19 protein-coding genes and 1 pseudogene are annotated in these 20810 nt (G+C 59.2%); 17 read left to right on the top strand and 3 right to left on the bottom strand.

Going from position 1 to position 20810, the window contains the following annotated elements:
- The first annotated feature begins 99 nt into the window (after window positions 1–99).
- Together ABRP95_RS00665 and ABRP95_RS00670 are read left to right on the top strand one after the other, a co-directional pair.
- Window positions 100–639, top strand: a complete 540-nt coding sequence (locus ABRP95_RS00665; RefSeq protein WP_005282986.1) for a YbhB/YbcL family Raf kinase inhibitor-like protein — start codon at window positions 100–102, stop codon at window positions 637–639.
- Window positions 639–1031: a hypothetical protein gene (locus ABRP95_RS00670; RefSeq protein WP_005282983.1), complete on the top strand. Its 393-nt coding sequence runs from the start codon at window positions 639–641 to the stop codon at window positions 1029–1031. The genes ABRP95_RS00665 and ABRP95_RS00670 overlap by 1 nt, the downstream gene beginning before the upstream one ends.
- A 64-nt stretch (window positions 1032–1095) precedes the next feature.
- On the opposite strand, the gene ABRP95_RS00675 is transcribed toward ABRP95_RS00670, so the two are convergent.
- A complete protein-coding gene (locus ABRP95_RS00675) occupies window positions 1096–2211 on the bottom strand; it encodes a quinone-dependent dihydroorotate dehydrogenase (protein WP_005282981.1) in 1116 nt (371 codons plus the stop codon).
- Between the two features lie 3 nt (window positions 2212–2214).
- Window positions 2215–3267 (bottom strand): NHL repeat-containing protein, encoded by a 1053-nt coding sequence (locus tag ABRP95_RS00680; protein WP_005282979.1) that lies wholly within the window; start codon window positions 3265–3267, stop codon window positions 2215–2217.
- A 66-nt stretch (window positions 3268–3333) separates the two neighbouring features.
- Here ABRP95_RS00680 and ABRP95_RS00685 point away from each other — a divergent pair, with 66 nt between their 5' ends.
- The 10 genes and pseudogenes from ABRP95_RS00685 to ABRP95_RS00730 all read left to right on the top strand — a co-directional run bounded on the left by ABRP95_RS00685 (window position 3334) and on the right by ABRP95_RS00730 (window position 14354).
- Window positions 3334–4188 carry an undecaprenyl-diphosphate phosphatase gene (locus ABRP95_RS00685; RefSeq protein WP_349838773.1) on the top strand — a complete coding sequence of 285 codons (855 nt, stop codon included), beginning with the start codon at window positions 3334–3336 and terminating at the stop codon, window positions 4186–4188.
- Between the two features lie 33 nt (window positions 4189–4221).
- Window positions 4222–5460 (top strand): cysteine--1-D-myo-inosityl 2-amino-2-deoxy-alpha-D-glucopyranoside ligase, encoded by a 1239-nt coding sequence (gene mshC, locus ABRP95_RS00690; protein ID WP_005282976.1) that lies wholly within the window; start codon window positions 4222–4224, stop codon window positions 5458–5460.
- 24 nt (window positions 5461–5484) lie between these two features.
- Window positions 5485–5868 carry a hypothetical protein gene (locus ABRP95_RS00695; protein WP_349838774.1) on the top strand — a complete coding sequence of 128 codons (384 nt, stop codon included), beginning with the start codon at window positions 5485–5487 and terminating at the stop codon, window positions 5866–5868.
- Between the two features lie 121 nt (window positions 5869–5989).
- On the top strand, window positions 5990–6712 hold the full coding sequence (locus tag ABRP95_RS00700; protein ID WP_005282974.1) for an HAD family hydrolase: 723 nt from the start codon (window positions 5990–5992) through the stop codon (window positions 6710–6712).
- A gap of 43 nt (window positions 6713–6755) precedes the next feature.
- Window positions 6756–7019 (top strand): phosphoribosyl-ATP diphosphatase, encoded by a 264-nt coding sequence (locus ABRP95_RS00705; RefSeq protein WP_005279188.1) that lies wholly within the window; start codon window positions 6756–6758, stop codon window positions 7017–7019.
- Between the two features lie 42 nt (window positions 7020–7061).
- Window positions 7062–7907: an ATP phosphoribosyltransferase gene (hisG, locus tag ABRP95_RS00710; RefSeq protein ID WP_005279189.1), complete on the top strand. Its 846-nt coding sequence runs from the start codon at window positions 7062–7064 to the stop codon at window positions 7905–7907.
- A 111-nt stretch (window positions 7908–8018) separates the two neighbouring features.
- Window positions 8019–9578, top strand: coding sequence for an aspartate ammonia-lyase (aspA, locus tag ABRP95_RS00715; protein ID WP_039885633.1), 1560 nt, complete (start codon window positions 8019–8021; stop codon window positions 9576–9578).
- Between the two features lie 195 nt (window positions 9579–9773).
- Window positions 9774–10992, top strand: a pseudogene (locus ABRP95_RS00720) (IS3 family transposase).
- A gap of 239 nt (window positions 10993–11231) precedes the next feature.
- Window positions 11232–12539 carry an anaerobic C4-dicarboxylate transporter gene (locus tag ABRP95_RS00725; protein WP_005279191.1) on the top strand — a complete coding sequence of 436 codons (1308 nt, stop codon included), beginning with the start codon at window positions 11232–11234 and terminating at the stop codon, window positions 12537–12539.
- 147 nt (window positions 12540–12686) lie between these two features.
- A complete protein-coding gene (locus ABRP95_RS00730) occupies window positions 12687–14354 on the top strand; it encodes a formate--tetrahydrofolate ligase (RefSeq protein WP_023028816.1) in 1668 nt (555 codons plus the stop codon).
- Between the two features lie 6 nt (window positions 14355–14360).
- On the opposite strand, the gene ABRP95_RS00735 is transcribed toward ABRP95_RS00730, so the two are convergent.
- A complete protein-coding gene (locus ABRP95_RS00735) occupies window positions 14361–15182 on the bottom strand; it encodes a RecB family exonuclease (RefSeq protein WP_349838775.1) in 822 nt (273 codons plus the stop codon).
- Window positions 15183–15228: 46 nt separating this feature from the next.
- Between ABRP95_RS00735 and ABRP95_RS00740 the strand changes: the two genes are divergently transcribed.
- The 5 genes from ABRP95_RS00740 (at window position 15229) to ABRP95_RS00760 (ending at window position 20789) form a co-directional block, all read left to right on the top strand.
- Complete coding sequence (locus ABRP95_RS00740; RefSeq protein WP_349838776.1) at window positions 15229–16482, top strand: M18 family aminopeptidase; 1254 nt, start codon at window positions 15229–15231, stop codon at window positions 16480–16482.
- A gap of 28 nt (window positions 16483–16510) precedes the next feature.
- Complete coding sequence (locus ABRP95_RS00745) at window positions 16511–17347, top strand: tRNA (adenine-N1)-methyltransferase (RefSeq protein WP_005279195.1); 837 nt, start codon at window positions 16511–16513, stop codon at window positions 17345–17347.
- Between the two features lie 109 nt (window positions 17348–17456).
- Window positions 17457–19037, top strand: a complete 1581-nt coding sequence (arc, locus tag ABRP95_RS00750) for a proteasome ATPase (protein ID WP_237791911.1) — start codon at window positions 17457–17459, stop codon at window positions 19035–19037.
- Entirely contained in the window at window positions 19022–20566 is a 1545-nt protein-coding gene (gene dop / locus ABRP95_RS00755; protein WP_005279199.1) for a depupylase/deamidase Dop, read from the top strand. Before arc ends, dop begins: the two co-directional genes overlap by 16 nt.
- A 31-nt stretch (window positions 20567–20597) precedes the next feature.
- Window positions 20598–20789 carry a ubiquitin-like protein Pup gene (locus tag ABRP95_RS00760; RefSeq protein WP_005279201.1) on the top strand — a complete coding sequence of 64 codons (192 nt, stop codon included), beginning with the start codon at window positions 20598–20600 and terminating at the stop codon, window positions 20787–20789.
- Window positions 20790–20810 lie beyond the last annotated feature (21 nt).

Here is a 20810-nt window from a genome sequence, read left to right on the forward strand (position 1 = left end):
GCCTCTAAGTAAGCGTGCAGGGCGAAAGCGGAGGCACGGTGGTGGGGTGAGTGCGAGAGGCATCGACAAGCGTGTGTGATCTGCGGTACAAAGGGGTACATGACTTCTTATGCAGATGACACTCGATTCCCCGGACCTGACCCGTACGCCCCGCTGCGCGAACTCCCCAGCTTTGGGCTGTCTTCTACCGACTTGGTAGAAGGCGATGAGATTCCAGAAAAGCACCGCGCGCCGGAAAGCGTGTCCCCACAGCTGGCATGGTCCGGACTGCCGGAGGGAACCAAGTCTTTAGCGGTTACCTGCTTTGACCCGGATGCACCGACCGCCTCCGGTTTCTGGCACTGGGCCGCCTTTAATATCCCCACTGATGTCTCCGAGCTGCCCACCAACGCCGGCGCGGCAGAGGACCTTGGCATCGACGGTGTTATCAGCCTGAGCAATGACTCCGGCAACCGCACCCACTTTGGTGCCAACCCGCCGGCAGGTCACGCACCGCACCGCTACCTCTACGCGGTCCACGCCGTAGACGTAGAAACCCTCGATATCGATCCGGATTCTTCCCCCACCGTCCTCGGCTTCAACCTGCACTTCCACGCACTGGGCCGGGCAATCCTCTGGGGTTGGTACGAGGCCAAGTAATGGCGAGTTCCGCTCCTAAAAACCCAGTGACCCCACCCGCAGCGCTGCGGGTGGGCGGCGCTTTTTTGGTCGTTGCTTTCGTGCTGATCCTCTTCGCCTTGATTTCCGTCTTTAGCGATGGATGGGGCGCACCTTTTGTCTGGACCTACAGTAACCTCGCGATCATTATCGCGGCGGTGATGGTGGGTGCCTTCAGCACAATGAGCAAAGAGCATGCCGGAAGCCGCGCGCAGATTATCGCCCTAGCGGTGGCGGTGGCCTTGATCATCGCTAGCCGCTTTCTGCCGCAGCACGATCTCCTGATTCAGCAGCAGTATTGGCTGCTCTTTTATGCCGGTATGTCCGCCATCTGTGCCTTAATTTTGCGGCGCAGCGTCATGGCGACCTCCTAAGCGGGCCTATAAATAAGCAATGCCACGTGTAGAAACACGTGGCATTGTGCTATCTAATGAGCTGCTAGTTTATTGCCTTCCACGGCAGGTTGGAGCCTACTGCCTCAGAGATATTGCTTAGGCCATGGGCGCGAATCTGCTTGGCGATGCCCCTGTGAATATCCCGAATCCAGTCCGGCCCGCCGTAGATGAGCCCGGTATAGCCCTGGAGGAGGCTGGCACCGGCGGCAATCCGCTCCCACGCCTGTTCTGGGGTGGTAATGCCGCCGACGGAAATCAGGACAAGCTGCGAGCCCACGCGCGCATTCAGGCGGCGGAGTACTTCTAAGGAGCGTTCGGCCACCGGTGGGCCGGAAATGCCGCCGGCGCCAAGGGCTTCTACCTCCGCGCGGGGAGTGCTAAGCCCCTCGCGGGAGATGGTGGTATTGGTGGCGACGATGCCGGCAAGGCCTAGCTCCACGGCGAGATCGGCGACGGCATCGACATCGGCATCCGAAAGGTCCGGCGCGATTTTGACCATGACGGGGACATCGGTGGATTCTTGCACGGCGCGCAGGATGGGGCGCAGCGATTCGACCGCCTGCAGGTCCCGCAACCCAGGGGTATTGGGGGAAGAGACATTGACCACCAGGTAGTCCGCCAGACCGCCTAAGACGGAGGCGGAGCGGCGGTAATCATCCACGGCGCGTTCGGCCGGGGTGACCTTGGTTTTGCCGATATTAATCCCGATGACGTCGTTGTACCGGCGCTTGCGCAGATTCTCTGCCACGGCGGCCGCACCCTCATTATTAAAACCCATCCGGTTTAAGATGGCGGCATCTTCTTTGAGGCGGAAGAGGCGGGGAGTCGGGTTGCCCGGCTGCGCCTGCGCCGTGACGGTGCCCAGCTCGGCATAGCCGAAACCAAGCGGCGACCAGGCATCGGCGGCAGCGGCGTTTTTATCAAACCCAGCCGCCAGGCCAAGCGGGCGCGGGAAGGTGATCCCGCATACTTCCTGTGTCAAGACCGGATCGTTGACCGGCAGGATGCGGCCAAGCGCGCGATTGGCAGGCCCTGCCGCGTGCAGGCCGTGGAGGCCAGAGTTGATAATGCCGTGGATGCGCTCGGGGCTTAAGCGAAACATCCCGCGTAGCGCCAGCTGATAGGCGCCTTTGCGCAGCGAATCGAAGGTCGAAACCATGGATTAAGACTCCTTTGCCTTTGTCAGGTGTGGATCCGCCACGAACTGCAGCCCCTGGCCGGATGCGGAGGCAACCACGATGGTGCCATTGGAAAGAGCGGAAATATTTTGGGCATCGGCAAGCGTGGCAATCTCGCCGCGGGATTCGGGAACGCCCTTGTCAATGGAATAGGCGTGCGCGATGTTGTTATCGGTGGTGGTAACCCACGCGAGCTCGCGCGAGTCATCCCAGGCCACCGCCCACGGGGTGCCATCGACCACGCCGTATTGGTGCAGGCGGACGACGTCATCGGAGGTATAGACCGCGATCCGGCCGCCCTCGGTATCGGAGGCGAGCACGACGCCGTTATTACCCACCGCGATTTGGCCGACACCCTGGCCAGCGCGCAACCGGCCGCCGGCGCGGTCATTGGGCCAATCGATATTCTGGATGGTGGAATCCGAACGCTGAATGCGCACAATCCCGTCATCGCCGTCCGCATTGGGAACGGCGAGCATCTGGTCCGAGCCGGCCTCGACGGAGATTTCGCCGTCCCGCGTGCCATCCTTGTACCGGCCGACCACAGCGGAGTCGCTCGCGGTGACAAAGACTTCGCCGGTGGAAAGTTGGGTCGCAGCGGTGACCTGGAAGTCTTCCTCCATCTTGATTTCTTCCGGTGACTCCGGCGCAGAAGGATCAATGAGTAGGACCTTATCCGGGCAAGCCAAGACGAATCCAGATTCGGAGGAGCTCAAATCGCCGCAGGTGGAATCGACATCGATGCTCTTGGCCTTCTTGGCGGCAAAGTCATCCTGGCTGCCAATGCGCACCTGGTCCGCGGTGCGAACGGCAATCGTATCCTTCACCGCGGCCAGATCCGTGATGTCTTCATCGAGGTCGATGACCGTACCGGCAGGATCGGTGTCGCTCGGAGAAGCGGCTGGGGTGGCGTTGCCCTTCACTGCGGTTTCGGGATCACCGCCTACGCCCACGGTGGAATCGCAGGCGGCCAGCGCAGCAGTGGAGAGTGCTAGCAAGCTGGATAGTACGAGTGTGGAGCGGGATCGTGATTTCACGGATACTTATCCTAACAGCGCGCGTTGCGATTTCCCGAAGCCGTGCGCGGCGGTAGTGTATGGCGGGTGATTTCTGATACCGCGACCGAAGCAGTTTCTTGGGCACAAGTTATCGTTTTATCCATTGTGCAGGGGCTTACGGAGTTTCTCCCGGTAAGCTCCTCGGGGCACCTGCGCATTGTTTCCGAGCTCTTTTGGGGCAACGATGCCGGTGCTTCCTTTACAGCCGTCATCCAGCTCGGCACCGAGCTTGCCGTGCTGGTTTATTTCGCCCCGATGATCTGGCAAATCCTCTCCGGATGGCTGCGTGGGTGGACCAACCCCGCCTCGCGCGGACAGGACTGGCGCATGGGCTGGATGGTCATCGCCGGATCCATTCCCATCGGCGTTATCGGGTTGGTTTTTGAAGATGCCATCCGCGGTGCGCTGCGCAACCTGTGGATCACCGCCGCGATGCTGATCCTTTTCTCCTTCGTCTTCATCGCCGCAGAGCGCGTGGGCTTCAAAAAGCGCGGTTATGACGAGCTCACGATGAAGGATGCCATCATCATGGGCTTGTGCCAGTGCTTGGCGCTGATTCCTGGCGTTTCGCGTTCGGGCGGCACTATTTCCGGTGGTCTTTTCTTGGGCCTCGACCGCGAGGTGGCCACGCGCTTTAGCTTCCTCTTGGCCATTCCGGCGGTGCTGGCGTCGGGGCTTTTTTCGCTTCCCGATGCCTTCGCGCCCGAGGCCGGTCAAGCCGCGTCCGGTATGCAGCTGCTCGTCGGCACCGGCATTGCCTTTGCCTTGGGCTACGCGTCGATTGCCTGGTTGCTGAACTTCGTGGGCAACCACTCCTTTGCATGGTTTGCGGCCTACCGCATCCCAGTAGGCATCCTCGTGATGATTCTGCTGGCCTTGGGAGTCCTACAGCCCATTTAAAGCACCCCATAAGTTCGCGTTAGGATAGGTGCCATGCATTCTTGGCCAACACCTTCTTATAGTCGCGTCCCAGGCGATGCGGCGCAGCTCTATCTCTACGATTCCGCGAATCAAACCAAGGCCCCCGTGCAGGTAAAGGGGGATACCGCCACCATGTACGTGTGCGGCATTACCCCGTATGATTCGACCCACTTGGGCCACGCAGCCACCTATCTCACTTTCGATCTGATTTACCGGCAGTTCCTGGACGCTGGCAAGAAGGTCAATTACGCGCAAAATATCACCGACGTCGATGACCCACTCTTTGAGCGCGCGGAGCGCGACGGCGTTGATTGGCGCGAACTCGGCACCTCCCAGATCGACCTTTTCCGCTCCGATATGGAGCTTTTATCGGTCATCCCGCCACAGCACTTCATCGGCGCTATGGAGGCGGTCGATGAGATCGTGGACATGGTGCAAAAGCTGTTGGATAACGGCGCCGCTTACGTGGTCGATGACCCAGAGTACCCGGATGTATATGCCTCCATCGATGCCACCGAGGAATTTGGCTACGAATCCAACTACTCGATGGAACAGATGCGGGAGTTTTTTGCCGAGCGCGGCGGCGACCCCGACCGCCCAGGCAAGAAGCACCCCATGGACGCCCTGATTTGGCGCGCCCACCGCGAAGGCGAACCGGCGTGGAAGTCTCCCTTCGGCCCCGGCCGCCCCGGTTGGCACATCGAGTGCTCTGCCATCGCCACCAACTACTTGGGTAGCACTTTTGATATCCAAGGCGGCGGCAGCGATCTGAAGTTCCCGCACCACGAATTTTCCGCCGCGCATGCAGAGGCCGCATTGGGCGTAGACCGCATGGCGCAGTTCTACGTCCACACCGGAATGATCGGCCTCGACGGCGTGAAAATGTCCAAGTCCCTGGGCAACCTGGTCTTCGTCCACAAGCTTGTGGAGCAGGGCGAGGATCCCTCCGCCATCCGCCTTGGCGTATTCTCCGGCCACTACCGCGCCGAGCGGGATTGGTCCGATGAGGTGCTCGACCAGGCCAAGGCCCGCCTGGCCACCTGGCGGACCGCACTGGAGGCCCCTGGGTCCCTGTCGGCTGCAGAAGGTGCGGTAGCGGGGCTTCGCCAAGCGCTTGCCGATGACCTCGATACCCCCACCGCCCTGCGCGCCATCGACGATTGGGCAGGCAGTGACCGCGGCGAGGACGAGGAAGGGGCTGCGCAGTTGGTGCGTACCGCACTTGATTCGCTGCTCGGCGTGCGGGCCTAGCCAACTTAGGGCAATATCGACAGCATGAGCATTCGCGCAGATTTCCAACCCACCGTTGATGAGTTCATTGCTGAACTGAAGTCCTTTGCCACCGGTGATTACCTCAAGGATGAGGAAAAAGAGTTCTGGGAGGCGCCGTTTAACGCGGCGGTGCTACCAGAACTTAAAGGCCACCTCGAGCAGATGCTGGACGGGCTAGACGGGCTGCCGGATGATCCTGATGGCGGCCAGCTCGCCGCGGTGCTGAATAAGACCGTTAAAAAACTCGCCACCTTTAATCGCAAGCAACACGATGCCGTGGTGGAGCCGGAGGAAAAAGAAGAAATCGCCGAGCTTATGTACAACGCCTCCGCGGCAACCGGTGCCGATGATGAGGCGCTATCACAGATTCCCGAGTTGGACTTCTAAGCCTCTTTACGGCGCCAGCCCGCCGTGGGTAGATTCCTAAGGTGAAGTTGATCGATCACCGCGCAGCGCGAATATCCTCGTTGAGCCTTAATTCTATGCCGGAAAATCCGGTGGAGTGTGTATGACCACAGTGAGTAATTCCCAGCTTTTGCCCCGTCCAGCGGCGATTTTCTGGGACATGGACGGCACCTTAACGAACTCGGAGCCCCTGTGGGGCGAGGCGACCTACTACCTTTCAGAAGTGCTGGGAAAACGCCTTACCTCAAGCCAACGGATGGATACGGTGGGGGCTACTTTTACGACGACGCTGCGCATTTGCGCCGACAACGCTGGGGTTGTCTTGGGTGAAGGCGATGTCGAGGCCTACCGGCACAAGATGTTTGATTATATGAAGACTCTTTTTGCTGGCCGCCTCGAAATCTTTCCCGGCATCCCTGAGCTTTTAACTTCGCTGCACCACGACGGCATGCCGATGATGGTTACGACGAATACGGACCGCGACGTTGCAGACGCCGCCATTGCTGTCATCGGCAGCGAGTATTTCGTAGACACTATTTGCGGCGATGAAGTTCCCACCGGCAAGCCTGCCCCAGACATGTACTTGGAAGCGGCCCGGCGCCTGCAGCTTAATCCAGCTCAGTGCCTCGTATTTGAGGATTCCCCGGCAGGTATGCGCGCTGCCGTGGCCGCGGGATGCACCGTTATCGGTTTGCCAGAGGATGAAGGAGTGGAAGTACCGGACGGGGTAGTGGAGATCTCCCGGCTGCGCGATTCTCGCCACCTCGCCGGCGCGCTCCACACGGATGTCTACGAGTGGTTCCGGGCTATCCAGGAAATGAAATAAAACCCTTCGCATTGTCTGCTTACCTGTGGAACAATAGGTAGCCGTGAAGGATTTTGAGACACTTTTTGCTGAGCTACTAAACAAAGCAGACCAGAAGCCTGAGGGCTCTGGGACCGTCCAGGCGCTGGAAGAAGGCGCCCATCATATTGGCAAAAAGATCATCGAAGAGGCGGGCGAGGTATGGATCGCCGCCGAATACCAGTCCGATGAGGAACTGGCAGAAGAGATGTCGCAGCTTATCTATTGGACGCAGGTCATGATGATCAAGCGCGGGCTGCGCCCTGAAGATATTTATAAATACCTATAACTTGTTGCCACCTGCGGTGGAGCAAAAATCCTGGAGAACAGCATGATCAAAATTGCAGTACCAAATAAAGGGTCCTTATCGGAGGCGGCTTTAGAAATCCTTGGTGAGGCCGGATACAAGGGGCGCGGCCACTCCAAAACCCTGAACGTGGTGGATCTGGATAACGGGGTGGAGTTCTTCTTCCTCCGCCCGAAGGACATCGCGATCTATGTTGCCCGCGGCGTGCTCGATCTAGGGATTACGGGGCGCGATTTGGCGCTCGATTCCAATGCCCAATTTAAAGAGGTCCTCTCGCTCGGCTTCGGTGACTCGACATTCCGCTACGCCGCACCCCAAGGAGAGGGGTGGGATATCTCTCACCTGGAGGGCAAGCGTGTGGCTACGTCGTACCCGAATTTGGTCCGCCAGGACCTGGCGGAGAAGGGGATTTCCGCCGATGTCATCCGCCTAGACGGGGCGGTAGAAATCTCCATCCACTTGGGCGTGGCCGATGTCATTGCTGATGTCGTGTCAACTGGTACTACGCTGCGGCAGCAGGGCTTGGCACCGTTTGGCGAGCCCATCGTGACCTCGGAGGCCGTGGTTATTAAGCGCCACGATGCAGAGGTGACGCCGGAAGAGCAGGTTGTCTTGGGCCGCATCCAAGGAATTTTACACGCCCGCACCTACCTCATGATTGACTACAACATCGCGGAAGAAAATCTGGACAAAGCAGCTGGTGTTACTCCGGGTCTGACTGGACCCACGGTCTCACCGTTGGCGCGGCAAGACTGGGTAGCGGTGCGTGCGATGGTTCCGCAGAAGGAAGCCAACCAGATTATGGATCGACTTTCCCAACTCGGTGCGGAGGCAATTTTGGCTTCCGATCTCCGCATTGCCCGCTTTTAGGGGGAGTATTAAATTCTTGGTCGTCCCAACTGGGGCGAAACGTGGCTACCATTGGCGCTTGAGAACATTTACTCGGACATCATTCTCGACAGGCAAAGGAGCCGCGCCATCATGGCAAAGTCGTCTAAGAAAGAAGAAAAAGACACTAAGTCTGCTGCAAAGGAAGGGCAGGAAAAGCAGGAGGATAAGACCACCCATTCTGCACAGAAAAAGGTAGCTGAGCAGAAGCAGCCAAAGACGTCGAGCAAAAACACTCGTACGGAGACCGACCTGATCGGTGACTTGGAAATTCCTGCTGATGCCTACTTTGGTGTCCACACCGTCCGCGCGATGGATAACTTCCAGATTTCCTACGTGACCATTAACACCATTCCGCACTTCATCCGCGGCATGGTGCAGGTCAAGAAGGCCGCTGCGATGGCCAACCGTCGCCTGCACGTGCTTCCAAAGAAGAAGGCGGAGGCCATCATCTGGGCTTGTGACCAGATCTTGGACGAGGGCCGCTGCATGGACCAGTTCCCGCTCGATGTATTCCAGGGCGGCGCCGGCACCTCGTTGAACATGAACACCAATGAGGTCGTTGCCAACCTGGCGCTTGAGCACTTGGGGGAGGAGAAGGGCTCCTACGACATCATCAACCCCAACGATGACGTCAACATGTCCCAGTCCACCAACGATGCTTACCCAACTGGCTTCCGTCTGGGCCTGTACGCTGCCATCGATGACCTCGTCGTGCGCATCGACAGCCTGCGTTCCGCATTCCAAGACAAGGGCAATGAGTTCCAAGACATCCTGAAGATGGGCCGCACCCAGCTACAGGATGCCGTCCCCATGACCTTGGGCGATGAATTCAAGGGCTTTGCCAATAACCTGAACGAGGAGCAGGCCGTTCTGCGCGACGCACAGAGCCGCTTGCTGCAGATCAACCTCGGCGCCACCGCCATCGGCACCGGCGTTAACACCCCAGCCGGCTACCGCCACCAGGTAACCGCCGCTCTGTCTGAAGTCACCGGCCTGGAGATGAAGACTGCAAGCGACCTTATCGAGGCCACCTCTGACTGCGGCGCCTACGTATTCTTGCACTCCGCCATCAAGCGCGCCGCCATGAAGCTGTCCAAGATCTGTAACGACCTGCGCCTGCTGTCCTCCGGTCCACGCGCTGGCCTTGGCGAAATCAATCTGCCGGCCCGCCAGGCAGGTTCCTCCATCATGCCGGGTAAGGTCAACCCAGTTATCCCAGAGGTTGTCAACCAGACCTGCTTCAAGATCTTCGGCAATGACCACGTCGTGACCATGGCCGCAGAGGCAGGTCAGCTGCAGCTCAACGTGATGGAGCCGGTCATCGGTGAGGCGCTGTTCCAGTCCATCCGCATTATGGGCAACGCGGTTGATGCGCTGCGCGAAAAGTGCGTCACCGGCATTACCGCTAACGCCGATGTGTGCCGCCAGTACGTGGAGAACTCCATCGGTATCGTCACCTACCTGAACCCATTCATTGGCCACCACAACGGTGACGAGATTGCCAAGGAATCCCTCAAGACCGGCAAGGGCGTCAAGGAACTCGTCCTGGAGAAGGGCCTTCTGGATGAGGCAACGCTGAACAAGGTGCTGTCGGTAGAAAACCTCATGCACCCAGAATTCCGCGGCCAGCTTTTCTTGGACGAAAACTAAGTAAAGCCCACGAGCCATAGCGCAACATTCCGCACACACCGTGCTCACTCTTCCCGTGGAAAACGGGAGGGGAGTACTCCACGGTGTGTGCGGCCTCTTTCGTCTATGCCCGAATTGGTGTCTCCCATTTCCTAGTGAGGTTACCCTCGTTTAGTGGACACCCGATTAGTGCGCATCTTGTGTCCGTAAGAGAGGATGTTCATTGTGAGTCAACAACGCCAGAAATACACGCCGGAGTACCGGCGTGAAGCCGCAAACCTAGTAATCGAGTCAGAACGCCCGATTGCTCATGTAGCGAAAGAAATTGGTGTCGCACCTGGCCTTTTAGGTCGGTGGGTGAAAAATGAGCGTCAACGCCTAAGGATCCTCTGATGGGCTAAGCGAGGCTGATCTTCGTGCTGAGAATGCTCGTCTGCGTCGTGAGCTGGCAGAAGCCAAGATGGATAACGAGTTTTTGTCACAAGCGACGGCCTTCTTCGCTTTAAGGCAACGCGATCAGAAAAGTTCGAATTAATGCAGCCAGAGCAAGGCGAATTTCAGTATCAAGCGCATGGCACGCCTTTTGAAGGTATCTCGGTCTGGATACTACACATGGGCCCATATGCAGGAGCAACGCTTATCCGGTAAGGATGATCGTGCAGCATTTTACGATGATGTTGATCGCAAGATTCATCAGATCTGGAAAGACTCCAACGAGGTCTACGGTGCCCCGCGAATCACCGCAGAACTAGGTGAGCGCTACCAGATCACCTTGAATCGCAAGACTGTGGCTAAGCGGATGCGCCTGATGGGAATTGAAGGGATGTCACCGCGTGCCTTCGTCCCAGCGACAACGATTCAATCTAAACGTAAGTCGAGTCTTCCTGACCTGGTAAAGCGCATGTTTGATACCGGCGAGCTCAATCGAGTATGGATGTCAGACATTACCTACCTGCGAACCGGCGAGGGTTGGTTGTATTTGTGCGTGGTCCGCGATGGTCATTCCCGCAGGGTGCTGGGCTGGGCTATGGATAGCGTGCAAGACACACGTTTGGTCGAACGAGCACTGCGGATGGCGCATACGCTGCGTGGTGACGTTCCTGACGGGCTGGTGTTTCACGCCGACCGGGGAACACAATTTACCAGCGAGCAGCTCTGGGAGGTGTGCCGCAACCTAGGTGTTGCTCAGTCTGTGGGGCGTACTGGGGTGTGTTTCGATAATGCGATGGCTGAGTCGTTCTGGTCGACGCTTAAGACCGAGTTCTACGACCGGAAGCGCTGGCCAACCCGCGATGCTGCGCGTCAGGCCGTTGCCTACTGGATTGAAGCCGTCTACAACCGTCGGCGCCGGCACTCCGCACTCGGGATGGTCAGCCCCGTCGATTTCGAGAACCACACCAGCCTAACCACCAGCAGAAAAGAAATAGCTGCCTAACCACTAGGTAGCTCCACTACGTGTCCACGATTTGCGGGCAACCCCAATAGCGCAGTGGCATGGAAATATACCGAACGGTTTATAACGCGAGGTAGAACACATGTGGGAACCGACACAAACGGGCATATTGTGTCAATAAAACAACACATTCAGGGCAAAATAGAAGTGTAAGGGTGGTCCACGACCGGCAGGTCAAGGCGGGTCCACTACGTGTAGTTGAGAACGTGTGGAGTGTATCCATGGTTATTGTTCATATTGTCATCGTTCTCGCGGCCATTATCTTGGGTGCGAGAATTGGGTCCATAGGTATCGGCATGGCCGGTGGCCTGGGCGTTCTCCTTTTGGGTGTTGCGGGAGTTCCCGTAACTAGGGAAGACATTCCGTTCGATGTCATCGCCATCATCATGACGGTGATTGCGGCCATCGCCGCCATGCAAAAAGCCGGCGGCATGGACTATTTGGTTCACGTGGCCGAGAAGTTCCTGCGCAAAAACCCTAAGAAAATTACGTACTACGCACCCATCGTGACGTGGCTGATGACGGTCCTTGCCGGTACCGGCCACACCTCCTTTTCCACGCTGCCGGTGATCGTCGAGGTGGCCAAGGAGGGCAAGGTTCGTCCGTCGCGCCCGCTGTCTATCGCGGTCGTCGCCGCGCAGATGGGTATCTGTGCCTCACCGATTTCGGCCGCGGTGGTCATCCTGGCTGGCCTGCTTGAGCCCATGGGCGTGGGGTACCTCCAGGTGCTCGGCGTTCTGATTCCAGCTACCTTCCTGTCCATCTTCCCAGCAGCGTGGCTGGCCAATAGGTTTGGCAAGGAACTGGAAGATGACCCCGTCTACCAAGAGCGCAAGGCGCAGGGCCTAGTCAAAGAGCCGATTGGTGCTAGCAAATATGAGCCAAAGGAAGGCGCTAAGTCTTCCGTCGTTATCTTCCTTATCGCCATCGTTATCGTCATGGCATGGGCTACCATTTCTTCCGAGCAGGTTGGTCTCATTACGGATCCCACGTTGCCGCGCAATGAGGCGATTATGACGGTCATGCTTTCGGCCGCAACGATCATCGTGCTCAAGACCAAGATTCCGGCAGCTGACGTCCTCAACACCCCGGTATTTAAATCGGGCATGTCCGCCTGCATCTGTGTGCTGGGTGTCGCGTGGTTGGGAACCACCCTCATTAACCACTACTTGGACGATATTCAGGCCTTAGCCGGAGACGTCATCGAAGCTTCGCCATGGTTGCTGGCAGTGGTGCTCTTCTTCGCCGCAGCCCTGCTGTACTCGCAGGCCGCCACCACCAAGGCACTCATGCCCGCCGCCTTGGCGCTGGGAGTAAGCCCGGTTACCGCCGTGGCCGCATTCCCGGCAGTATCTGCCCTGTTCATCCTGCCTACCTACCCAACGTTACTGGCAGCAGTCGAAATGGATGATACGGGCACGACCAAGATCGGCAAGGCCGTCTTTAACCACCCATTCCTCATCCCCGGCGTGGTCAGCATTGTCGGTTCCGTGCTCTTGGGCTACGCACTCGGCGCGGTAATCATCTAGCGAGTCCTTCAATTCGCATTCCCAGTGGCGTCTTCTCCGCAGAGAGGGCGCCACTTTTATGCGGCAACCCCACCCGAAGAATGTTGTGTCTCACATTTCTTACCCCATGCGACTTGGCTAATGCCAGAAATCGGTAGGGTAGGTGCTATGACTACGCAGCCATCCGATGTTGAAATCGCACAAGCCCATAACCTGCAGCCGATTGCGGAGATCGCAGCCAAAGCAGGTATCCCTGAAGATGCAGTAATTCCCTTTGGTTCCACGAAGGCCAAGGTGGATATCACCAAGGTGGACTACGCCAAAGACAAGCGCGGCAAGCTCGTGCTGGTGACAGGAGTCTCCCCAACACCTGCCGGCGAGGGAAAATCCACGGTGCTTATCGGCTTGACCGATGCCTTGGACCAGATTGGGAAGAAGGCCATCGTGGCCCTGCGCGAGCCATCCCAGGGCCCGGTCATGGGCATCAAGGGCGGCGCCGCGGGCGGCGGTTACGCCCAGATTGTGCCGATGGAGGATATCAACCTGCACTTCACCGGTGACTTCCACGCCATTGCCGCGGCAACGAATACGCTGGCGGCCATCATCGACAATCACATTCACCAGGGCAACCAGCTGGGCATCGACCCGCGCCGCGTGACATGGCAGCGCTGCGTCGACGTGAACGACCGCGCACTGCGCAACGTGGTGACCGGCCTTGGTGGATCGGCACACGGCGTGCCGGCAGAAACTGGCTTTACCATTACGGCGGCCTCCGAGATCATGGCCATTTTGTGCTTGGCGACGAGCCTCGATGACCTCAAGCAGCGCCTAGGCGATATTACCGTCGGCTTTACCTATGACCAGCGCCCAGTAACCGCGCGCGAGCTCGATGCGGAAGGTGCGCTGACCGCATTGATGCGCGATGCCTTGAACCCGAACCTCGTGCAAACCCTCGGCGGGGTTCCCGCACTCGTGCACGGTGGTCCCTTCGCCAATATCGCGCACGGCTGCAACTCCTTGCTGGCGACGCAGACCGCCCTGCAGTTCGGAGATATCGTGCTGTCTGAAGCCGGCTTCGGCGCGGATCTTGGCGGCGAGAAGTTTATGGATATCAAGTCCCGGTTTGGTGACCTGGATGTGGCCGGCGCGGTGGTTGTGGCGACGATCCGCTCGCAGAAGTACAACGGAGGCGTTGCCAAGGACAAGCTCACCGAGGAAAACCTTGAGGCGCTGCAGAAGGGCATCGTCAACCTTGAGCGCCACGTAGAAAACCTGCGCAAGTTTGGGATCAAGCCCGTCGTCGCGCTGAACCTCTTCTGGTCCGATACGGAGGCGGAGCGCCAGTTTATGCGCGATTGGGCCAAGGACTTCGGCGTGGCCTTGGAAGAGGCCAACGTCTGGGCCGAAGGCGGCGCGGGAGCGACGAAGCTGGCCGAGACCTTGCTGGAGAACCTCGAGGGCGGCGCGCAGCAGCTCTATGATCCTGAAGAAGGCATCGAGGCCTCCATCGAGACCATCGCCCGCGAGATCTACCGCGCGGACCGCGTGGAATACGGCTCAAAGGCTGTGAAGGACTTGCAATACATCAAGGACAATGGCTGGGATAAATTACCCGTGGTCATTTCCAAGACGCAGTATTCCTTCTCGGATGAAGCAACCGCATTGGGCGCTCCGGAAGGCCACACGCTGCACGTGCGTGAGCTACTGCCGCGCACCGGTTCGGGGTTTATCGTGGTGCTTACCGGCAACGTGATGACCATGCCGGGCCTGCCCAAGAAGCCGGCGGCCAATAATATCGACGTCGCCGCCGATGGCACGGTATCCGGACTGTTCTAAAAGGAGTTAATCCGCCGCGGAGCCCGGCCACCCCGGGTACTCCGGTGGCGTGCCGCCAAATTCAGGGCAGATCGCCTGATGCGCGCACCAATCACAGAGCTTGGAGCGCTTCGGGCGAAAATCCCCGGCGCGCCCATCGGCTTCAATCTTGGCCCACAGTTGGCCTAGATCGCGCTCGAAGTATTCGAGTTCCTCCTGGGTAGGAGCTAAAAACATCGAATCCAGCACCTTTAAATACATCAGCCGTAGCTGGTTGGGGATGGCCCCCAGCAGGCGCCAGTACACCAGGGCATAAAACCGCATCTGGAATTGGGCGCTGTGGGAAAAGCGCGGTGCTGGTTTCTTTCCCGTCTTATAATCCACCACGCGCACCTCACCGGTGGGGGCGCGGTCCACGCGGTCAATAAACCCGCGCACGGGCACGCCATTAGGTAGGACCGTATCGACATACATTTCGGTTTCTTGGCAGTCGAAGCCCTGTGGATTTTCCATCTGGAAATAGCCCTTGAGCAGCTCGCGGGCGGCGACGAAGAAGTCATACGTTTCTTCTTCGGGCACGAGCTCGAGGAGTGCAGAGTCCTTTTTTGTCATCGCGGCCCAGCTCGGTTTAATCATTTTTACCGCTGCTGGGTAGGTGCGCTCTTCGCGCGGGAGCTTATGGGTTTCTTCTAAAACCGCGTGGACCAGGGTTCCTTTCACTTGAGCGATAGTCTTAGGCTCGGGAATCTTGTCGATGGCCCGGAAACGAAAAAGCAGAGGGCACTGCTGGTAGTCGGAGGCGCGCGAAGGCGATAGGGCAAGGGGGCGGGGAGTAGATGAAGTAGCCATGGTGTATCTAGCCTATCGCCGTTAGTTTCGTGGCAAGCTAGAAGGTATGAGTTATACCGATAAGTTCCTTGATTTCTTGGCGGCCTCACCGTCGTCTTACCATGCCGCGCATGAGGTATCGCGCCAGCTGCAAGAATCTGGCTTCCAGGTCCAGGATGAGCGCGAGGAGTGGTCGGCCGCACCAGGAGGGCATGTCATGGTGCGCGGCGGCGCGGTGAGCGCGTGGTATGTGCCAGAAAACGCGGATAAGAACTCCGGTTTCCGTATCGTCGGCTCGCATACTGATTCGCCGGGGTTGGCGCTGAAACCCACGCCCGATTTTTCTTCCGCCGGCTGGCAGCAGGTAGCAGTAGAGGTATACGGCGGCGCTTTGTTGTACACCTGGTTTGACCGTGAGCTTACCGTCGCCGGACAGGTCGTAACCACAGACGGGCGCCAGCACCTCGTGAATACGGGGCCGGTCCTGCGCCTTCCTTCGTTGGCTATCCACCTTTACCGCAAGGATGAGTTCAAACCGGACCGGCAAAAGCACATGCAGCCGGTGCTCACGGTTGGTGATGAAGAGGCGTCGATCCTGCAGGTGGTGGGGGAGCAGGCGGGCATCGCCAAGCAGGATATTACTTCCTTCAACCTGATTACGGCCGATGCCGCCCGGGGCGCGGTCTTCGGAGCGGGCGAAAAGTTTATCGCAGCCGGCCGCATGGATAACCTGTCTTCGGTGCACGCCTCGCTGGAGGCCATGCAGAATGCCGCGCAGGACTATGACGGCTCCGATATTTTGGTCATGATGGCGTTTGACCACGAGGAAGTGGGATCGAGCTCCCGTTATGGTGCCGCCGGGCCCATCCTGCAGGACGTGCTGACCCGTACCGCGCGCGCCTTGGGGGCCAACGAGGAAGAGCGTTTCCAAATGTATGCCCGGTCTAGTTGCGTGTCTGCCGATGCCGCGCACTCGGTACACCCCAACTACGTGGATAAGCACGATCCCACCCACCATCCAATTATTGGGCAAGGCCCCGTGACCAAGATCAACGGCAACCAGCGCTATGCCTCCGATGCGCAGACGATCGCGCTGTGGGAGACCGCCTGCGCCAAGGCTGGGGTTCCGGTGCAGCGTTTCGTGGGCAATAACGACGTGCCGTGCGGATCGACCATTGGCCCCATTACCGCAACGCGGCTGGGTATCGACACCGTCGATGTGGGCGTGCCGATGCTATCGATGCACTCGGCGCGCGAGATGGTGGGCGAGCGGGACCAAATATGGCTCTCGCGGGCTCTTGAGGCATACTTGAAGGGTTAGTACCCACAACCTCGAGGAGTTTTGCGGCATGGCTTATTCTGGCCCCTTTTCCTATGGCGACCGCGTGCAGCTGACGGACGCCAAGCGGCGCCACTACACGGTCATTTTGAAAGAAGGAGGCCAGTTCCATTCCCATAAAGGCATAATCAACCACGATGACATCGTGGGGATGGATGAAGGTTCCGTCATCGAGTCCACCTTGGGCTCGTCCTTCCTGCTCTTCCGCCACCTCATGGTGGATCACGTCCTCTCGATGCCGCGGGGCGCCGCCGTTATTTATCCCAAGGACGCCGCGCAAATCTTGGTCGAGGGCGATATTTTCATGGGCGCCCGCGTGCTGGAGGCTGGTGCGGGCTCCGGCGCCTTGTCGATGTCCCTCCTGCGCGCCGTGGGCCCCGAAGGCCACGTCTATTCCTACGAGATCCGCGACGATCACTTGGAGTACGCGGTCGATAACGTCGAGGAATACTTTGGCGCCCGCCCCGAGTGGTGGTCGCCGCGCCTGGGGGATCTTGGCGATGTCACCGCAGAGGACCTCGGCGGCCCTGTAGACCGCATCATCTTGGACATGCTGGAGCCATGGGAGAACCTGGAAACTGTGCGCGATCTGTTGATCCCCGGCGGGGTGTTTATGACCTATGTGGCTACCGTCCCGCAGTTGATGAAGGTCATGGAGGGAATCCGCGAGCTACAGTGCTTTACCGAGCCGAAGGCGTGGGAATCCCTGGTGCGCGAGTGGAAGGTAGAAGGCCTAGCCACCCGCCCGGAGCACCGCATGAATGCGCACACTGCCTTCCTCATTTGGACTAGGCGGCTTGCCGATGGCGTGACCCCGCCGCGCCCCCAGCGCCGGGCCCGTAAATAGCGCGGGCTGACTGCGCGCGCACCGCGGGTACGGCGTTTTTAAGTACACGGGTGTAATTAATTGCTAAAGTGGCCTCGCTCATACCTTTTCGCGCGTTAAAGTGGTGAGCATGGATGAAGCCACGGATAATAAGCGGCAACTCAGCCAGCTTGCTGCGCGCAACCAAAAGCTGGTGGAGCTATTACAGAAATCGCGCGCCGAGCTCGAGCAGTTATTTGCTGAGGTCAATGCGCTTGCAGAACCCGCCTCTACTTATGGGGTCTTTTTGGCCTACTCGCCGCACCAAAGCGAGGTGGGCACCACCGCGGAGGTCTATACCAACGGCCGCGTCATGCAGCTCAAGGTCTCTCCCAACGTGGAGCCGGGCAGCCTGCAGGTGGGCCAACAGGTCCGGCTGGGCGATGGCTTCGTGGTCGTCGAAGGCTGCGCTCCTACGAGGACTGGCGAGCTTGCCACCGTGGTCGAGCGCTTGGACCAGCGCCGCGCCGTCGTGGCTAATTCTGCGGGGGATAACCGCGTTGTTCTGCTCGCACAGGCGCTGCAAGAAAGCGTGCGCGCGGGCGAGGTAGTACTGCTGGATACAAAGGCTTCCGTGGCCGTGGAAAAGGTCGATCAAGCAGAGGTTTCCCAGCTTTCGCTGGAAGAGGTACCCGATGTGCGCTACGAGGACATCGGTGGCTTGGACGAGCAGATTTCCCAGATCCGCGATTCCGTCGAGTTGCCCTTTATCCATCCCGAGCTCTACCGGCAGTATGGCTTGCAGCCGCCCAAGGGTGTGTTGCTTTATGGCCCACCCGGCTGCGGAAAGACGCTCATTGCTAAGGCCGTGGCGAACTCCCTGTCTACCCAGATGGGGGGAGACGGATCCAGCTACTTCCTCAATGTTAAGGGCCCAGAGCTGCTGAATAAGTACGTCGGTGAGACCGAACGCCGCATTCGGCTGATCTTTGAACGCGCCCGCGAGCTTGCCCAGGCCAGCGCGGATCGCCCCGTGGTCATCTTCTTTGATGAGATGGAATCTATTTTCCGCACCCGTGGATCCGGGGTTTCCTCCGATATGGAAACCACCGTTGTTCCGCAGCTACTGACGGAGCTCGATGGCGTGGAGGGCCTCAGCAATGTGGTCATCATCGGCGCCACCAATAGGGAAGAGCTCATTGACCCCGCCATCATGCGCCCGGGCCGGCTGGATATGAAGGTGCGCATCAATCGGCCTACCAAGCGCGGCGCGCGCGAGATTTTCGCCCGCCACTTCGATCCATCCATTCCACACGAGGGCGATATCGACGAGCTTATCGGCGATGCCGTGGATGAGCTCTATAGCGATAGGCCTTTTGCGCAGCTGCACTTTAGCAATGGGCAGCGCCAGGTACTGCACTACCGCGATTTCGTTTCCGGCGCGATGATCGCCAATATCCTGGCCCGGGCAAAGAAGCTGGCCATCAAGGAGGCGTTATCGCACCACGGTGCGCAGCGCGCCGCGGAGGAAGGCGATGGGGGCGTTAAAGGGGGCATCGGCAAGCAGCATCTGCGCACCGCCATCGCCGCCGAGCAGGAAGAATCGGAATACATGCCCACCTCGACCAACCCCGAGGAATGGAGCAAGATCGTTTCCGCGGATCACGGCGGATCGCGTGTGACCAGTGTGGAACTTTTGAGTGGAAGGAGCTGTACGTGGCCCGTGTGCTAGGAACAGAAACGGAATACGGTATTTCTACGCCGGACTCGCCGGAGCATTCCCCAATCATTACCTCGACCCATGCAGTGGTGGCCTATGCCGCGCTGTATACGGGGGCGCGTTCGCGCTGGGATTTTGCGGAAGAACACCCCTTGCGGGATTCGCGTGGTTTCGATCTCAAGCGCTACGATACGGTGCCCGTGGTAGACCCCAATGCGGTTGGTGTGGCCAATGTTGTCACCCCGAGCGGGGCGCGGTTCTATGTGGACCATGCCCATCCCGAGTATTCCGCTCCGGAGTGCACGAATGCGTGGGACGCGACGCTCTATGACGCCGCCGGCGATCACACGTTGCTGCAGGCCCGGGATGCTGTGGCGGAGCTGACGGCACAGGGAAACTCCGTCTTGGCGGACCGGCAGCCGTGCCCGCCGCTGCGGTTGTACAAGAATAACGTCGATGGCAAGGGCGCCAGCTACGGTTCGCATGAGAACTATCAGTATGCTCGCAGCACCGATTTTTCGGTCATGGCCCAGGCGCTGATTCCCTTCTTCGTGGCCCGGCAGGTCGTCATTGGTGCTGGGCGCATGGGGCGCGGGGAGTTTGGCGAGGAACCGGGGTTCCAGATTTCCCAGCGCGCGGATTATATTGAGCAGGAAATCTCCCTGGAAACCACCCTCAACCGCGGCATTATCAATACCCGCGACGAGCCCCATGCCATCCACGATGACTTCGGCCGCCTGCACGTCATCATCGGCGATGCGAATATGTCGCAGACCTCGACGCTGCTGAAATTGGGCATGACCTCGCTGGTGCTCGATGCCATTGAGGCCGGCACGGACTTTAGCGATCTGCGCCTTGCCGATGCCGTCGCGGAGGTCCCCCTGGTAAGCCGCGACCTCGAATTGCGCCACCGGCTCACGCTTGCCGATGGCCGCACGCTCACCGCCCTCGAGCTGCTCGCCGAATACCGTCGCCGCCTGCAGCCGGAGACTTCCGCCGACCACAAGGTGCTGGCGGCCTGGGACGAGGCAGTAGAGCTGCTTGCCGATGACCCCCTCAAGGCCGCCCACCTCCTAGATTGGGTGGCCAAGTACCGGTTGATCAAGAGCTACCTCGACCGCGGCATCGCCCCAGATGATCCCAAGCTGCGCCTGATCGACCTGCAATACGCGGAAATCGATCCCGAGAAGTCGCTGCACCATGCGCTGGTGCGCAAGGGGCAGATGCGCCAGCTCTTTACCGCTGAAGACCTACACCACGCTGCGGCCGAGCCGCCCGCCGACACCCGAGCATATTTCCGCGGGCGCATAACGCAGAAATTCGGCGAAGACATCATCGCCGCCAGTTGGCAAAGCCTCACCCTGCGCCGTGGTGCTACGGACGGGCGCTCCCGCAATGGCGTCTGGGCCACCGTGGCCATGGATGATACCCGCGGCCTTACCCGCGCGGACTGCGAAGGCATTATCGAGGGCGCCAGCAGCGTAGAGGAGTTACTTGAAGGGCTTGCTGCCATCGGCATCCAGCCCGAGTATCGTAAGTAATGATCACCTAATATGACGAAAGGATGACACCGTGTCCACTTCGAATCGCCAGGTTTCTAGCAATAATGGGGGAAATGGCCCCGAGTCAGAGGAAGAATTTACCGCTACCCAGCTCAATATCAACACCTCTGGCACCGATGATCTCTTGGATGAGATCGATGGCCTGCTAGAAAATAACGCGGAAGAATTCGTCCGCTCGTACGTCCAAAAGGGCGGACAGTAGGCGTGGAATCCACCCGTCCCG

Source organism: Corynebacterium sp. KPL2895, assembly GCF_040225815.1.
In the GTDB taxonomy this organism is placed as follows: domain Bacteria; phylum Actinomycetota; class Actinomycetes; order Mycobacteriales; family Mycobacteriaceae; genus Corynebacterium; species Corynebacterium rhinophilum.

Excerpts from the sequence above, each read along its gene's own strand:
- ABRP95_RS00665 (WP_005282986.1), top strand. The coding sequence starts at position 100 with ATGACTTCTTATGCAGATGACACTCGATTCCCCGGACCTGACCCGTAC.
- ABRP95_RS00670 (WP_005282983.1), top strand. The coding sequence starts at position 639 with ATGGCGAGTTCCGCTCCTAAAAACCCAGTGACCCCACCCGCAGCGCTG.
- ABRP95_RS00675 (WP_005282981.1), bottom strand. The coding sequence starts at position 2,211 with ATGGTTTCGACCTTCGATTCGCTGCGCAAAGGCGCCTATCAGCTGGCG.
- mshC (WP_005282976.1), top strand. The coding sequence starts at position 4,222 with ATGCATTCTTGGCCAACACCTTCTTATAGTCGCGTCCCAGGCGATGCG.
- ABRP95_RS00695 (WP_349838774.1), top strand. The coding sequence starts at position 5,485 with ATGAGCATTCGCGCAGATTTCCAACCCACCGTTGATGAGTTCATTGCT.
- ABRP95_RS00700 (WP_005282974.1), top strand. The coding sequence starts at position 5,990 with ATGACCACAGTGAGTAATTCCCAGCTTTTGCCCCGTCCAGCGGCGATT.
- hisG (WP_005279189.1), top strand. The coding sequence starts at position 7,062 with ATGATCAAAATTGCAGTACCAAATAAAGGGTCCTTATCGGAGGCGGCT.
- aspA (WP_039885633.1), top strand. The coding sequence starts at position 8,019 with ATGGCAAAGTCGTCTAAGAAAGAAGAAAAAGACACTAAGTCTGCTGCA.
- ABRP95_RS00725 (WP_005279191.1), top strand. The coding sequence starts at position 11,232 with ATGGTTATTGTTCATATTGTCATCGTTCTCGCGGCCATTATCTTGGGT.
- ABRP95_RS00730 (WP_023028816.1), top strand. The coding sequence starts at position 12,687 with ATGACTACGCAGCCATCCGATGTTGAAATCGCACAAGCCCATAACCTG.
- ABRP95_RS00735 (WP_349838775.1), bottom strand. The coding sequence starts at position 15,182 with ATGGCTACTTCATCTACTCCCCGCCCCCTTGCCCTATCGCCTTCGCGC.
- ABRP95_RS00740 (WP_349838776.1), top strand. The coding sequence starts at position 15,229 with ATGAGTTATACCGATAAGTTCCTTGATTTCTTGGCGGCCTCACCGTCG.
- ABRP95_RS00745 (WP_005279195.1), top strand. The coding sequence starts at position 16,511 with ATGGCTTATTCTGGCCCCTTTTCCTATGGCGACCGCGTGCAGCTGACG.
- arc (WP_237791911.1), top strand. The coding sequence starts at position 17,457 with ATGGATGAAGCCACGGATAATAAGCGGCAACTCAGCCAGCTTGCTGCG.